This is a genomic window from Serratia sp. (in: enterobacteria) (assembly GCF_051654945.1).
In the GTDB taxonomy this organism is placed as follows: Bacteria; Pseudomonadota; Gammaproteobacteria; order Enterobacterales; family Enterobacteriaceae; genus Chania.
The window spans coordinates 792716-808794 of sequence record NZ_JBOFZA010000072.1; the positions used below are offsets into that span (position 1 = coordinate 792716).

A 16079-nucleotide genomic window follows, 5' to 3' on the forward strand; every position below is an offset into this window, starting at 1 on the left:
CATGATTATTCCCGCTTTGGATTTGATCGACGGTAACGTCGTGCGCCTGCATCAGGGCGATTACGGCCAGCAGCGCGACTACGGCAACGATCCGCTGCTGCGTCTGCAAGACTATCAGCAACAAGGGGCGCAAGTTTTGCACCTGGTTGATCTGACCGGGGCCAAAGACCCGGCGGCCCGCCAGATCCCACTGCTGCGTAAACTGCTGGCCGGTGTAAGCGTGCCGGTACAGGTTGGCGGCGGCATCCGTAACGAACAAGACGTTGCGGCACTGCTGGAGGCTGGCGCCACGCGCGTGGTTATCGGCTCCACCGCCGTCAAGCAGCCAGAAATGGTGCAAGGCTGGTTCGAACGCTACGGTGCCGATGCCATGGTGCTGGCGCTGGACGTACGCATCGATGCCACCGGCCGCAAGAACGTGGCCATCAGCGGCTGGCAGGAAAACTCGGAGGCTACGCTGGAGCAGGTAGTTGAACAGTATCTGCCGTTCGGCCTGAAACACGTGCTGTGCACCGACATCTCACGCGACGGTACGCTGAAAGGCTCCAACGTGGGGTTGTATCAGGAAGTCTGCCAACGCTATCCGCAGATTGCCTTCCAGGCTTCTGGCGGCATCGGTAACCTGGACGATATCGCCCAGCTACGCGGCAGTGGTGTGGAAGGGGTGATCGTCGGGCGTGCCCTGTTGGATGGTAAATTCAGCGTTGAGGAGGCTATCGCATGCTGGCAAAACGGATAATCCCTTGTCTGGACGTCAAGGATGGGCAAGTGGTCAAGGGCGTGCAGTTCCGTAACCACGAAATCATTGGTGATATCGTGCCGCTGGCCCAGCGCTACGCGCAGGAAGGCGCCGACGAACTGGTATTTTACGATATCACCGCCTCCAGCGATGGCCGCGTGGTGGATAAAAGTTGGGTATCGCGCGTGGCGGAAGTGATCGATATTCCGTTCTGCGTGGCGGGTGGCATCAAAAGTGCCGAAGACGCCAGCCAGATCCTCTCCTTTGGGGCGGACAAGATCTCCATCAACTCCCCTGCTCTGGCCGATCCCACGCTGATCAGCCGCCTGGCAGATCGCTTTGGCGTGCAGTGCATCGTGGTCGGGATCGACACCTGGTATGAAGCCGCAACCGGCAAATACCACGTCAACCAATATACCGGGGATGAAAGCCGTACCCGTGTGACCGAGTGGCAAACCCTCGATTGGGTGCAGGAAGTGCAAAAGCGCGGTGCTGGGGAGATTGTGCTCAACATGATGAACCAGGACGGCGTACGCAACGGTTATGACCTGGAACAGCTGAAGCGGGTACGTGAGGTGTGCAAGGTGCCGCTGATCGCCTCCGGCGGGGCCGGTACCATGGAACACTTCCTGGAAGCCTTCCGCGATGCCGACGTTGACGGCGCGCTGGCGGCTTCGGTGTTCCATAAGCAAATCATTAATATCGGCGAACTGAAACGGTTCCTGGCAGAGAATGGCGTGGAGATACGCGTGTGTTAACAGAACAACAGAAAGCTAAACTGGACTGGGAAAAAACCGACAACCTGATGCCAGCGATCGTACAACATGCCGTTTCCGGCGAAGTATTGATGCTCGGCTATATGGATCAGGCAGCCCTGGAGGTCACCGAGCAAACGGGCAAAGTGACGTTCTTTTCGCGCACCAAACAACGCCTGTGGACCAAAGGCGAAAGCTCGGGCAACTTCCTTAACGTAGTCAGCATTACGCCAGACTGCGATAACGATACCTTGCTGATCCTGGCCAACCCGATCGGCCCAACCTGCCATTTGGGCAACGACAGTTGCTTCCATCCGGCAAGCAGCGACTGGGGCTTCCTGTATCAGCTAGAGCAGTTGCTGGCCTCACGCAAGACCGCCAGCCCGGATAGCTCTTACACCGCCAAGCTGTATGCCAGTGGCACCAAGCGCATCGCACAAAAGGTTGGCGAGGAAGGTGTAGAAACCGCCCTGGCCGCCACGGTGAACGATCGCGAAGAGCTGACCAACGAAGCTTCCGACCTGATTTACCACCTGCTGGTGCTGTTGCAGGATCAGGAGCTGGATTTGAGCACGGTGATTGGTCGCCTGCGCGAGCGGCACGAGAAGAAATAGGCTCCAAAGCACAGCCCCCTCTTCCCAAAAAGGAGAGGGAGTTAGTCTGGAGTTGTATTCAGGTGCGGCAATCACTTGGTAACGAGGGTGACGCTGAGGACGAATGTCGTAGCCAAGTTGTAGCACGGTCAGTCCCATCTCCCTTTGGGAGAGGGTTAGGGTGAGGGGCTATTTAACTGATCCTAAAAACAAAAAAGCCGCCGGGCATTAACCTCGGCGGCTTTTTTTATCGTTCAACGTGCGGGATTATTCCATCCATTCGGTATGGAACACGCCTTCTTTGTCGATACGCTTATAGGTGTGAGCACCGAAGTAGTCACGCTGCGCCTGGATCAGGTTGGCAGGCAGTACCGCAGAACGGTAGCTGTCGTAGTACGCAACGGCAGCGGAGAAGGTTGGCGTTGGGATGCCGTTCTGCACCGCATAGGAAACCACGTCACGCAGAGCCTGCTGATACTCATCGGCGATTTGCTTGAAGTAAGGTGCCAGCAGCAGGTTGGCGATGTCGGCATTTTCAGCGTAGGCATCGGTGATCTTCTGCAGGAACTGGGCGCGGATGATGCAACCGGCACGGAAGATTTTGGCAATCTCACCGTAGTTCAGATCCCAGTTGTTTTCCTTGGAAGCGGCTTTCAGCTGTGAGAAGCCCTGCGCATAGGAAACGATCTTGCCCAGATACAGAGCGCGACGAACTTTCTCTACGAACTCGGCTTGCTCGCCGCTGAAGGCAGCCACTTTCGGGCCGGTCAGCACTTTAGAAGCCGCTACGCGCTGGTCTTTCAGCGAAGACAGGTAGCGTGCAAACACCGATTCGGTGATCAGCGACAGTGGTTCGCCCAGATCCAGTGAGCTCTGGCTGGTCCATTTGCCGGTGCCTTTGTTGGCCGCTTCGTCGAGGATCACATCAACCAGGTATTTACCCTCTTCGTCTTTCTTGGTGAAGATGTCTTTGGTGATGTCGATCAGATAGCTGTTCAGTTCGCCTTTGTTCCATTCGGCAAAGGTTACAGCCAGCTGTTCGTTGCTCAGATTCAGCGCCTGCTTCAGCAAGGAGTAAGCTTCTGCGATCAGCTGCATATCGCCATACTCGATACCGTTATGCACCATCTTCACGTAGTGACCAGCGCCATCGGCACCGATATAAGCTACGCAAGGCTCGCCCTCGGCTACTGCAGCGATTTTCTTCAGAATTGGGGCTACCAGCTCATAAGCTTCTTTCTGGCCACCAGGCATGATTGAAGGCCCTTTCAGTGCCCCTTCTTCGCCACCGGAAACGCCGGTACCAATGAAGTTGAAGCCCTGAGCAGACAGCTCGCGGTTACGACGAATGGTGTCTTGATAGTAGGTGTTGCCACCGTCAATCAGGATATCGCCTTTATCCAAGTGCGGAGTCAGAGAGGCAATGGTTTTGTCCGTAGCTTCGCCCGCTTTAACCATCAGCAAGATGCGACGCGGGGTTTCCAGCGAGGCGACAAACTCTTCGACGGTGTAGAACGGTGCCAGGTTTTTGCCCGGGTTCTCTGCAATAACTTCGTCAGTCTTGTCGCCTGAACGGTTAAAGATAGAAACGGTATAGCCACGGCTTTCGATGTTTAAAGCCAGATTGCGGCCCATCACCGCCATGCCGACAACGCCGATTTGCTGTTTGGACATTAGGAACTCCTGTCTGAGGATGACACCTGTATCACGGCTCTTGGCCAACAGGTTTTTGATGTGGCCAACATGTTAACTCAGGATTGTGTCCACTGGGTAGTGATTGGTGCGATAGGTCACATAATTGCATATCACGGATAGACAATGCGGTTTTTACAGGCGCTTCTCGATCAACTGCTGGTATAGCTCAATGTAGCTTTCCGCCATACGCGCAGAAGTGAACAGTTCCTGGAAACGTCTTGCCGCATTTTCACCGTAACATGCAGCCAGTTGCGGATCGTCCCACAGCTGCACCATTGCCTGACGCAATGCGTCAGAATCTGAAGGTGGCACCACGATGCCAGTCTCTTTATCCAGATTGATATAGGTTGTGCCCGTCCCGATTTCACTGGAAATCAGTGGTTTACCAAACATCGCACCTTCCAGCAAAGTTATGCCAAACGCTTCTGAACGCAAGTGGGAAGGGAAAACGACGCTATAGCACAACTGCAACAAGGCAGCCTTATCCTCATCAGGTAAAGCACCAAGGAAATGAATATTCTTCAATCCTAAATCGGCCGCCTGCTGTTTCAACTCTTGTTCAATCGGGCCAGCTCCAACGATCACCAACGGGAAGTCGGTGCCTTTTACCGCTTCAAGCAGAATGTGGAGTCCCTTGTAATAGCGGAAAGCGCCAACAAACAGGAAAAAGCGATCACCCACCTTTTGACGCCAGTGGTCAAGATGTTGTTCATCCGCCATAGGGTACGAATTTTTATCCAGACCATAAGGGATCACTTTGACTTTAGGGAGGTATTTCTGCAAGGTCACGCTCGTTTCCACATAGTTTGGCGAAGCCGCGACGATGCAATCAACCGAATCTAAAAACTTGCTCATCAGCGGCGTATAAAATTTTAACGCCAACTTTTGTTTCACAATGTCCGAGTGATAGCTCACAATCGTCGGCTTTTTAATACCAGCAATAAAATGCACCATATCCATGAATGGATAAGGGAAATGATAATGAATAATATCTGCCTGTTCAGCCAAGTGTTTGAATTTTTTTATTGCACTAAGAGAGAACGGCGTGGATGCTACTTCAAAATTGGTTGCTGAATAATAAGCCGAGTGCGAGCCTACACATTGGTTATCAATATCACCACGAGTACTTAAGGATAACGTGGTTGACTCAATACCATGACATGCACCGGCTTCACTTAGCTGATAAATAACCTGTTCAATGCCACCAAAGGAGTCAGGGTAATATGTTTTATAAAAATGCAGAACTTTTAACATGAAAGCTATTAAACCTGCTGATATGCGTGAATAGTCTCTGCGGCACAACGCTGCCAAGAGAAGGTTTTTGCCCGACTTAAACCACCACTGATGGCAGATCCACGCCAAGTCTCATCTTCAATACTTTTATGAATTAACAGTGTCAGAGTTTCGACATCCAAAGCGGCACAGGTGAGCGCGCATTCGCCAACGACTTCGGGTAACGAAGAACTATTGGAACACACCACCGGCACCCCTGATGCCATAGCTTCCAGTACCGGTAGCCCAAAACCTTCATATAACGACGGGAAGAGGAAACTCCTCGCTCCAGCAAACAGGTAAGGCAAATCTGAAGACTTGGTGTAGCCCAGATAACATAACCATCCTTCACGCTCAGCCTGTTCAAAACGCACGTGCAGCGACTCGCTGCGCCAACCTTTAAAACCACTGATCGCTAGTGGGTAGGCCTTCCTCAAGCTCAGAGGCAAACGTTCATAGGCGGACAGCAAGGTTTCAATATTCTTGCGCGGTTCTATCGAACCGGTAAATAGACAATATTGACCAGCTTGCAAGCCATACTGGGATACTACAGCAGTGATTGACTCAGGATCGCGTGGATAAAACTCCCCACTACTAGCCAGTTTTGCCGAATATACTTTACTCGCGGGCAAACTAAAGTAGTCCATCACCTCTTGCCGAGTGAAGTCCGAGTCGGTGATCAAAATATCGGCACGCTTCATCGTCAGCAGTAGTTCTTTCTGCATAAAACGGACGCGCTCTTGAGGATGACATTGCGGCCAGGTAAAGACAGAGAGATCGTGGAAGGTGGCTACACTAGGGCCAACTTTGGGAGGCAAATAGAAGTTTGGGCCGTGATAGATGGCATCAGGATGTTTCTTTAACGCCAACGTTTTTAACCAAGGTGCCGTCAAACGGTAGAGTTCAGAGGCAACTTTGCTTTTCTGCACCATTTGACGCAAACCCTGGCTTGAAGAACTGCTTTCCCTGGCTTGCGGTATTTGCTTACTCAGCCTACGTCCCTGAAGAAATAAAAGCTCAGAGATCTCCGAGCTTTTAGTTAAACAGTTGGCTAACTCATAAGCATATCGACCAATCCCAGTTAACGGATATTTAATCGGGTCAGTACCAAATATGACTTTCATCGTCAGTTTTCCAACATCCAGCGCAACGTTTCCTCCAGCGGAGGTGTATCCCAAGCACCGATCAGATTACGCAGCTTTGTCGCATCGCCGCACAATACCTTGACTTCGTTAGGACGAACGAAAGCCGGATTTACGCGAATATCCAAGTGATGCGCGGTGATTTTTTCACATAAATCAATAGCGTCACGTAAAGAGTAGGTTCGGCCGGAGCAAACATTGATCGTTTCACCGATCGGCTTGACCTGCAACAGGGCCACATAAGCCTTGCTCAAGGCGCGTACATCGGTGAAATCACGCCACACATCGATATTACCGAGCTCGATAATCTCAGCCTTGCACTTATAGTGCTTGACGATTTTTGGCAATAAGAAATTATCGGCCTGGCCAACACCGGTATAATTGAAAGGCCGTGTAATAAATATGGGGAGTTTATCCATCCATAATCTAGCCATAAACTCCATGGCAAGCTTACTCACCGCATAATCATTTGCAGGGTTGGCAGATGTCTGCTCGTCGAGCTTACCCTCAGTGCTGTTACCATAAACATTGGCACTGCTGGCAATTAATACGGCATCCAGTGGATGACTGCTTTCAGAGAGCGCCTGCAGTAAGTTCCGGGTACCCAGCAGGTTTACGCTATAGAAAGCATTGGCGTCGCCATGGCCAACAAACGCAATGGCAGCAAGGTGCACCACAACATGCGGCTTAACCGTGCTGATCACTTCAGCCAATGCCGCTTCATCCAGCAAGTCTACCTGAAAATAGTCAGCCTGGGCCGACGGTAATGAGCCCAGACCATAAACCCGATATCCGGCAGCGGATAACTCCGCTGCCACATAGCGGCCGGTAAACCCATTGATGCCCGTAACCAAGGCGCGTTTGCCGGCGCCGAACATCAGAAAGAGAACCCTTTTTGATTACGTACAATATCTTGTTCTACCATCATCTGGCACAACTGCTCCAGCGTGGTCTTAGGTTCCCAGCCTAAAATTTCCTTGGCACGAGCGGGATTACCGATCAACAGCTCAACCTCTGCCGGACGGAAGAATTTAGGATTAACACGAACCAGCGTTTTGCCGGTCGCCACATCAATCCCCACTTCTTGCTCATCTTTACCTTCAAAGCGCAGGGTGTAACCCGCGGCCTTGAACGCCATAGCTACAAAGTCACGAACGGTTTCAGTGCGGTTGGTTGCCAGCACAAAAGTATCCGGCTGCTCAGCCTGCAGCATACGCCACATGCCTTCTACGTACTCTTTGGCAAAGCCCCAATCGCGTTTGGCATCCATATTACCCAATTCAAGTACATCCAGTTTGCCCAGTTTGATCTTGGCAACGGAATCAGTGATTTTACGGGTAACAAACTCACGGCCACGCAATGGTGACTCATGGTTAAACAGAATGCCACTGGAGGCGAAGATACCGTAGCTTTCACGATAGTTAATGGTCATCCAGTGGGCATAAAGCTTGGCCACGCCATACGGGCTACGCGGATAGAAGGGAGTATCTTCCTTCTGCGGCACCGCCTGCACTAAACCGAACATTTCAGAGGTCGATGCCTGATAGAAGCGGATTTTAGGATTAACAATGCGGATCGCTTCCAACAGATTAACCGGGCCAATGCCAGTGATTTCCGCTGTGGTGATAGGTTGTTCAAATGAAACACCAACAAAGCTCTGCGCTGCCAGGTTATAAACTTCTGTTGCACCTGTTTGTTGCAACAGACGAATACTGGCAGACAGATCGGTCAGATCATACTCAACCAGATGCAGATTCGGATGCTTATCAATACCCAGTTCTTCTATGCGCCAGAAGTTAACCGAACTGGTTCTACGGTAGGTGCCATGAACCTGGTAACCTTTTTCGAGTAAAAGTTCAGCAAGATATGCGCCATCTTGACCAGTTATACCTGTAACTATTGCTGTTTTCATAATGATTTAATACCTAAAATCAAACGATTATATAATTCTTCGGATTGTAAAGCGGAGCGGTTTGACGATAAATATTTGACTCGGGCCTTAGCTCCCAGAGAAAGCATTTCGTATAGTGCATTATTTTTACAAAGCCGCGCCATCTTTTCCGCCAGTTCGACTTCAGAACCATCGTCAAAAATAAGCCCGCATTGTTCATCTAATACAACCTCAGGAATTGCCCCCCCACTACTACCAATGACAGGCTTTCCATGAACAAAAGCCTCAAGCGGTACAAGGCCAAATGACTCATACCTGGATGGGAAAACCACAACATCACAAAATGCATATAGCTTTTCGCGATCCCAATCTGAAACTTCACCTAAAAGAAGTATGTTGTCTTGTTGCCCATTCAAGTGCTCATCAAGTAAAGCATTGACTCCAACACCATCGTTACCCGCCAAAACAAACATCACATCGTTAGTTTTTTCTGGGTACCGATGGTTAAACTGGCTGATTGCTTTAATAAAGACATCAATCCCTTTACGTTTTTCTAGCCTACCAAGGAACAGATAGATCATTTTTCCCTGTTGCTTGGCATTCACCAGTTCTGGGAAATGACTAATATCATTATAACCCCGTGAAACATCATAACTTGGCCAATAAGCAATGCCAGCATTAATAATATTAAAGCGCTCATCTGCCTCAATATCATAGCGTTTGGTAAATGTATTTTGAATTGATTGACTGATAGGTACTACAGCATCGGCACCCTGTACCATCGCTCTCTCGAACCCGACCAACAAATTCTTATCAATGGCAGGCATATTCCAACCATTAGTCTCATCAGCGACAATCAATGGGGTGACCAAACGTACAACCAAAGGAATATTTAATTCATTTTTAACCTGCAAGAACGCATAACACTCGGCATCCCAAAGACAAGTGTCAACAACAGAGATAGGGAGTTCTTCATTTAATGCATCAAGCGCTATCGCAACTTTTAACGACCAAGACAAATTGATATTGGCGATGGCAGAATCTGTATATGTCTCATTGCTTGCAGGAGCCGCCAAACTGATTAAACGAAAGTTCCCGCGCTCGATCCTGTCCTCACTACCCTGTGTTATGACAGTAACATCATGGCCTTGTAGTAGGAGTTCGCTAGCCAAATGGTAATAAAGAGTTCCAATTCCACCAGACTTGGTAAATGGAGGGAATTCTTTTGTTACCAATACGATGTGCAATTTATTAAATGCTTTATTTGCGGATACCGTTTCAAAAGGCAGCCAGCCGTTATTATTCGGTGTCAGTTCAATTAGCTTACGAGGGTGATTGGCAGCAGCAATACCAGCGTCGAAACCATCCCAAACACTTTTAACTAATGAACTAAAATCAACGGATGAGATTTCCCCCGAACGAAGCCCACTTTCAAGGTAAGCAATACGCTCTCTTTCAACAATTTTTCTTGTCTGAGCAATAATGAAATCCTTGTCGCCTTCATTGAAACGCAAAGCAAAATAAACCGTATTCTTGACAATCGAAAACCAGTTATATTTGTATTTACTAACACGATTATCGCTTTGTGCAAATTCATGCCTCAAATAGGCATTGGCGCAATGCTGTACTTTATAGCCACTTTTAATTAACCGGAAACAAACATCCGTTTCATCAAGGAAATAATCGTATTCCTCATCAAAACTACCTACTGAAAGCAAATAGTCCCTACGAAAAGAAGAGTTAGTACCTAATAAGGTGCGATGATAATCCGGGTTGCTATACAACTCCTTTTCAGGGTTACTAACTCCCGAACCAAAACTATCAACCAGAATATCAACAGCCTGGAATTGCAAGGAACCGGCATAATAAGTCGGCCCCCCGGCACCCGCAACAAAATTGTGAGATGAATTATAGTAGGCAAGAATGCAATCGCACCAATCATAGAATGGCATTGCATCATCATCAATAAATGCAACAATATCGCCAGAAGCTAAATTGCTACCTATATTACGTGATATTGAAAGATTACGTACTGGATTGTCAGCATAGATAATCTTATCACGCCAACGCTCAACCACTGATGATGTGTCATCCGTTGAGGGGCCATTAACAACGATGACTTCAAAGTTTTTATTATAGCTACGAGTCAAATAATCTAGACATCGTTCTAAATAGTCAGCGCGATTGAATGTACAAATAACAAAACTAACCGATTTAAATCGGTCTGGCCCACCGATTATTTTATCAAAGAAATTAGTGGCAATTTTTATCCAAGCATTATAATCACTAGCATGGAGGACTTGCTTTTGATGCTCAAGTAAAGCCTTTCTAAATTTGTCATCCGAACAGATTTTCTCGAACTTATCAAATAGCTCAGTTTCATCTTTGAAGATACCAGCAGAGTTCCCAAGTGTTTCTGGAACCGCAGCGGCATCAAGAGCCAAGACAGGGATATTATGCAATGCAGCTTCAAGTAACGGAACACCAAAACCTTCATGCTCGCTGAAGCACATAAAACAAAGTGAATTATGATAATAATCTTCAAGCACAGACTGACTAACCTTGCCAGTAATATGCACATTAGCCTTGAGATCCAGATCACTGATGAGTGTTACAATACGCTTGTAGAAGGTAGAAGAAGAATCATACCCCCCAACAAGAATTAAATCACCGATATTTGGGAATGTTTTTCTAAGCTTTGCATATGCTTCAACAAGCCTGTCCTGACGTTTATTTTCACAGATTCGGCCAACGAAGAGAATGTTGTTGTCTTTCTTACTGTCGGCAACTTCGAGGAAATTCTCCTCATCAATATCATCTATAATTATCGGCAGTTTAAATGTTTTATCCGGGTTATAACCTAGCTCGATAATTTCTTTAAGGTTATAATCACTTACACCTGTCGCAAAATCAAAGTGATGAATAATTTCCTTTAACTGCTCACGACCACGTTTACAATAGCTGTAAAGATGGCTGTTTTTGTCAAAGAAATAATGAGGTGTAATATTATGATACAGTATAACCTTCAAACAGTTTTGCTTAATAACCGCATCCGCGCAAAATTCCGAGAGGCCAGAGAAATGAAAAATTATTATATCTTCTTCATTGGCGTCTAACGCGCTAATATGGTTAGCAAATTTCTCGCGTTCTGGGTGAAAGTGCGTAACGTAAATTTGTGACTCAATACCAAAAACATTCTGCAACGCGGTGTCTATATTTATGACATGATTGGAACACGCATCATAAACATCTAATGACTCAATAACTTGAATCACCTTGCCATTAAAATGCTTAAACATTGCTTACCCCTTGAATTTTCTATACATCTTTCTGGCAACATCCATTAAACGTGGATTCTTCATCAAGAATTTAACTGCAATGAACCGCGTTTTTCCTAGAAGTTTCACTTTTGCAGCAGGATGCAACGAAAGTAAGCTAACGAAAACAAGAGGTCGCGAGCGAAATTTATCAATAATGTAATAACCTTTGATATTATCGCGTAAGTCCTTTGTCATTAATGCAACCACCAAATCGCGATAATCATCTTTACATAAGGCAATTATTTCTTTCATATGATACTGTTCAGAGGCGGCACGAAAGCGAAGGCTCTTCGGAATAACAGAAAGATAAGAGTCTTGAGCCGTGTTTCTTACCTCCCGTTCCCTAAGTATCTCCTGCCTTAATTTATTATTAACTTCATCAAGCATATTATGACTCATAAATTAACCCCAGCATGCCGATCACACTTTATTTGCGATCAATTCCATTTCACGACACAATCCATTTTTCCGGTTATCTTCAACAACAGACACATGACTGAAACCAGCTTCAGTAAGCAACTGGCTCAGGCTGGCTGTTGTGAACATTGTATAGTGAAAATCACCATCGTAATCTTGTGCGCCATATGTCACCTTACGTAAGTCTTCGAAACTCATCGTACCGGATACATAATCGTTAATCATGCTATGTGCATCTGGAACAACAATACGTAATTGACCATTTTTACTGATTTTGCTGAACCAGTGGGGAAATATGATCCTCTTAAGCTCAAGCTCAGTAAAGTGTTCAGCTAAATGTGCACAATAAATTTCCTGCAGACTTTCATCGGCAAATGGTAAGTCTTGCGCTGACGCAATAACATCAACGCCAGGGATCTCGCGTGCATCAACATTGATGTATCCCTCTACCTGCACATGGCCACATCCTACATTGATGCTTCGAACACCAGCATCAAACTTTTCGCTATTAATCACTTTGCTTTCGATGCTGGCTGATTCCGTCTTATCCTTAAAGGACCCTGTCTTCACACGAAGCTCAAACATCAGCTCTTCACGCACAAATTCGAGACGGTCCGCAACAGTATGTACAGTATGATCAATTTGATGAAGACTTTGTTTCTGGGAAGCTAAACCATCCTTAACTTCAGCCAATTCATTTTCTAAATGCCGTTCTTGGATACTTACGTGTATCTCCTTTAACCTTTCAACCTCTCCACCTAACAAATCAACCTTATTATTCAAACCATCCAAAACCTCAAGCACGGTTTTGTTGTGGGTTACAGAATCATTAAAATGTTGAGTTAAGCGCTTAAAGTAATTTAAGATCAAAGTTTTTTCTCCAAATCAACTATTTGACAGTCAGCATCTAACCATGCGCTGCCAACGAATATTCTCTCTGGAGCAACCACATGAAAAGCTCCCAAACCATCAACCCAGTGATAACACTCCTCGTAATGGTCACGCTCTTTATGTAACGCCGCAGAGACAGAAAACTCACCGACTCCAATATTCATATTTAAAACAAATTTTACCAACTTAGGACCTAAACTGGAAATATCAGCTTTTAATGCTAAGGTATTAGTACCAAAAATAACATTACCCAGTCTGTCGCGGATATGGAAACCCAACGTAAGCCCAGAACTGACTTCTTTATTATCTATTTCAAAGCAAAGCTCGTATTTCTCTGAGACAGTGAGCGTCTCTACTTTCGAACCTTTGCTATCAATAACGTAAAAATCATTGACTACCGCACGAAGATCGCCTGATATAGTTTTACCTTCATGAAGTTTTACCTCCATAATATCAGATGTCTTAGATAACTTAGCGTTATATAAATTCATAACGTCAGTTGGCACGGTGTCAGCAACAATCTTGCCTTTCTCAAGAAGAATGGCTCGGCTGCAAAGATTGGCAATTGCAGCTTGATCATGGGACACAATCAGCAGGGTTGTCCCACGTGATTTAAACTCTTTAATTCGAGAGAAACACTTGGATTGGAAATAAGCATCCCCAACAGAAAGTGCCTCATCAACGATTAAAATTTCTGGCCGCAACGCAGTTGCCACACTAAAAGCCAAACGTACTTGCATACCACTAGAGTAGGTACGTACAGGTTGATCAATATACGAACCTATTTCAGCGAACTCTTCAATGTGAGGCATGAGCTCATTGATTTGCTCAATTGACATACCAAGTAATTGTCCAGACATGAAAACATTATCTCGCCCGGTGAAATCGGGGTGAAATCCCATGCCCAGTTCAAGCAATGCAGCGACACGTCCATTAATCTTGACGTTCCCTGTCGTAGCCGCAGTTGTACCAGTGATAATCTTCAACAGTGTGCTCTTACCTGCACCATTGATACCAATAATCCCCACGGCTTCGCCTGGATTAACGGTAAAATTGATACCATCGAGGATTGTGGTAACACTATGCCTACAACTCTTGAATGGAGAAAACCATTCAATAAGACGGTCATAACGGCTATTGTATTTTTTATAGGACTTACTAATATTCTCTACAATTATACTGCTCATTATAATTCATCTACCATGTCGCCGGAATGCTTCCGGAATAAGTGAAATGCGGTTATCAAAAGTATCACTGACAACGTGGCAACTAGATATAAATTGCTCCAGTCTGGCCATTGTTTTTTTACAAAAATGCTTTGATATCCCACAATGAGCCCCGTCATTGGGTTGAGCATTAGCCATTGGCTAGCCCACTTAGGCAAAACATCAATGATATATATTATTGGCGTAAACCAGAACCAGAACTGAAGCAATATATTCATAAACTGTGAAACATCACGGAAAAATACGTTTAAAACGCCTAAAGTAATTCCCAATCCCAAGGCGAAAAGCACTTGAATAATTAACAGCGGAATTATACCAAGAATATAAATCCCTGGAAAATTATTTGTAACCAACAAAAATGCAATGTAGAGGCTAAAAATGATGGTAAAATTAATGAAAGAGGTTCCCAATGAGATAACCGGAAGACAGATCCGAGGGAAGTTAATCTTCTTTAAGAAATTAGCATTATCTACAAAGACAGTCTGTAAACGCGTAACCAATTCAGCAAAAAGGCCCCAAGGTAATAATCCCGCACAGATATAAATACTATATGCAAATGGACCTGTGTCACCTGGCATTCTTGCTCGCATTACCTCTGCAAAAATAACAGTATAAACAATAATCATGGCCAAGGGCTGAAGAACTAACCATGCTGCACCAAGCATACTTGTTTTATATCTTGACTGAAAATCCCGCTTAATACTGCTACCAATAAACCCTCGATAATTGAATATCGACATTAACAATGCTTTCATTATTTATTCCCACCTAACAAAGTGAGCAACTCTTCTGTTTTATTCTTCATGATACTAGTGTCAGCTCTTGACTCAACGTTAAGTCTTATTACAGGCTCAGTATTAGATGTACGTAAATTAAAGCGCCAGTCATCGAATTCGATACTCAATCCATCAGTTAAATCGATGCTAATTGAATCAGGTTGATAAACAGTGCGGATCCGCTCAATGACGTCATTTGGTCGGTCTACTTTACGGTTAATCTCGCCTGACGCAGGGTAGGCCAACATACGATCGCCAACCAACTGACTCAATGCCTTACGTTTGGTAGAAAGTAAGCCAGCCACCAACAACCACGGGATCATCCCACTATCACAGTAGGCGAAGTCGCGGAAATAGTGATGCGCGCTCATTTCACCACCGTAAACGGCATCTTCTTTACGCATGCGCTCTTTGATAAATGCATGACCGGTCTTAGACATAACCGGTACCCCGCCAGCCTGGTTGACAATATCAATGGTATTCCATGACAACCGCGGGTCGTGAATAATCTTGGCACCTGGATTGGTTTGTAAAAATGCTTCGGCTAATAAACCAACGATATAGTAGCCTTCAATGAAGGTTGCGTTTTCATCAAATAGGAAACAACGATCGAAATCGCCATCAAACGCGATCCCCATATCAGCCTGGTGCTCCAATACCGCTTTTGCGGTATCAGCACGACACTCTGGCAACAAGGGGTTGGGAATGCCATTTGGGAATTGGCCGTCCGGCTGGTTATGGACCTTAACAAAGGAAACGGGCACATTATCTTGCTTGAAACGCCGTTCGATCTCATCGATCACATGGCCGGCAGCACCATTCCCTGAGTTGATCACCAATTTCATTGGGCTTAGCGTCTTGGTATCAATGTACCCTAGCAGATGATCGACATAATCATTCAGAATAGAGATCTGCTGATAGCTACCACGTTTGCTTTCATCAACCGGAGCGAAGTTATTCACTTCGGCCAATTCCTTAATCGCAAACAGGCCTGTGTCGCCACTGATAGGCTGTGCATTCTCACGCACCAGTTTCATACCGTTATAGTTCATAGGGTTGTGGCTTGCTGTAACTTCGATCCCACCATCCATATTGAGATGGAATGTAGCAAAGTAAACTTCCTCTGTCCCACTTAACCCAATGTCAAAAACATCTGCACCGGCATCACGCAGGCCATTAGCCAAAGCCAATTTTAATGCTTCACTCGTTAAGCGCACATCGCCACCCACGATAATGCGCTTTGGCTTTAAATATTCGCCATAGGCTCTTCCGATGCGGTAAGCAATATCTTCGTTTAACTCTTCACCAAGTTGACCGCGGATATCATAAGCCTTAAAGCATGTTAAACTGTTCATTAAAACC

14 protein-coding genes are annotated in these 16079 nt (G+C 46.1%); 3 read left to right on the plus strand and 11 right to left on the minus strand.

Features of this window, described 5'->3' with window-relative positions:
* Position 1 precedes the first annotated feature (1 nt).
* The 3 genes from hisA to hisIE are packed head-to-tail and all read left to right on the plus strand — an operon-like array spanning position 2 to position 2108.
* The gene (gene hisA / locus ACRDCA_RS14205) at positions 2–739 is read left to right on the plus strand and encodes a 1-(5-phosphoribosyl)-5-[(5-phosphoribosylamino)methylideneamino]imidazole-4-carboxamide isomerase (protein WP_438690085.1); all 738 of its coding nucleotides are present in this window, start codon (positions 2–4) and stop codon (positions 737–739) included.
* Positions 721–1497 (plus strand): imidazole glycerol phosphate synthase subunit HisF, encoded by a 777-nt coding sequence (hisF, locus tag ACRDCA_RS14210; RefSeq protein ID WP_025122747.1) that lies wholly within the window; start codon positions 721–723, stop codon positions 1495–1497. The genes hisA and hisF overlap by 19 nt, the downstream gene beginning before the upstream one ends.
* Positions 1491–2108 carry a bifunctional phosphoribosyl-AMP cyclohydrolase/phosphoribosyl-ATP diphosphatase HisIE gene (hisIE, locus tag ACRDCA_RS14215; protein ID WP_025122748.1) on the plus strand — a complete coding sequence of 206 codons (618 nt, stop codon included), beginning with the start codon at positions 1491–1493 and terminating at the stop codon, positions 2106–2108. Before hisF ends, hisIE begins: the two co-directional genes overlap by 7 nt.
* 246 nt (positions 2109–2354) lie before the next feature.
* On the opposite strand, the gene gndA is transcribed toward hisIE, so the two are convergent.
* From gndA to cpsG, 11 genes are all read right to left on the minus strand, one after another.
* On the minus strand, positions 2355–3761 hold the full coding sequence (gene gndA, locus ACRDCA_RS14220) for an NADP-dependent phosphogluconate dehydrogenase (RefSeq protein ID WP_438690086.1): 1407 nt from the start codon (positions 3759–3761) through the stop codon (positions 2355–2357).
* A 153-nt stretch (positions 3762–3914) separates the two neighbouring features.
* Entirely contained in the window at positions 3915–5036 is a 1122-nt protein-coding gene (locus tag ACRDCA_RS14225; RefSeq protein WP_438690087.1) for a glycosyltransferase family 4 protein, read from the minus strand.
* A gap of 8 nt (positions 5037–5044) precedes the next feature.
* Positions 5045–6178 carry a glycosyltransferase family 4 protein gene (locus ACRDCA_RS14230; RefSeq protein WP_438690088.1) on the minus strand — a complete coding sequence of 378 codons (1134 nt, stop codon included), beginning with the start codon at positions 6176–6178 and terminating at the stop codon, positions 5045–5047.
* 2 nt (positions 6179–6180) lie between these two features.
* On the minus strand, positions 6181–7074 hold the full coding sequence (locus tag ACRDCA_RS14235) for a GDP-mannose 4,6-dehydratase (RefSeq protein ID WP_438690089.1): 894 nt from the start codon (positions 7072–7074) through the stop codon (positions 6181–6183).
* Entirely contained in the window at positions 7074–8108 is a 1035-nt protein-coding gene (gene gmd / locus ACRDCA_RS14240) for a GDP-mannose 4,6-dehydratase (RefSeq protein ID WP_438690090.1), read from the minus strand. Before gmd ends, ACRDCA_RS14235 begins: the two co-directional genes overlap by 1 nt.
* On the minus strand, positions 8105–11386 hold the full coding sequence (locus ACRDCA_RS14245; RefSeq protein WP_438690091.1) for a glycosyltransferase: 3282 nt from the start codon (positions 11384–11386) through the stop codon (positions 8105–8107). The genes gmd and ACRDCA_RS14245 overlap by 4 nt, the downstream gene beginning before the upstream one ends.
* Positions 11387–11389: 3 nt before the next feature.
* Positions 11390–11806, minus strand: a complete 417-nt coding sequence (locus ACRDCA_RS14250) for a hypothetical protein (RefSeq protein ID WP_186486612.1) — start codon at positions 11804–11806, stop codon at positions 11390–11392.
* A gap of 21 nt (positions 11807–11827) precedes the next feature.
* Positions 11828–12694: a class I SAM-dependent methyltransferase gene (locus ACRDCA_RS14255; protein WP_438690092.1), complete on the minus strand. Its 867-nt coding sequence runs from the start codon at positions 12692–12694 to the stop codon at positions 11828–11830.
* Positions 12691–13902, minus strand: coding sequence for an ABC transporter ATP-binding protein (locus ACRDCA_RS14260; RefSeq protein ID WP_209555158.1), 1212 nt, complete (start codon positions 13900–13902; stop codon positions 12691–12693). The genes ACRDCA_RS14255 and ACRDCA_RS14260 overlap by 4 nt, the downstream gene beginning before the upstream one ends.
* Positions 13902–14696, minus strand: a complete 795-nt coding sequence (locus ACRDCA_RS14265; protein ID WP_141131786.1) for an ABC transporter permease — start codon at positions 14694–14696, stop codon at positions 13902–13904. Before ACRDCA_RS14265 ends, ACRDCA_RS14260 begins: the two co-directional genes overlap by 1 nt.
* Positions 14696–16072 (minus strand): phosphomannomutase CpsG, encoded by a 1377-nt coding sequence (gene cpsG / locus ACRDCA_RS14270; RefSeq protein WP_438690093.1) that lies wholly within the window; start codon positions 16070–16072, stop codon positions 14696–14698. Before cpsG ends, ACRDCA_RS14265 begins: the two co-directional genes overlap by 1 nt.
* Between the last annotated feature and the right edge of the window lie 7 nt (positions 16073–16079).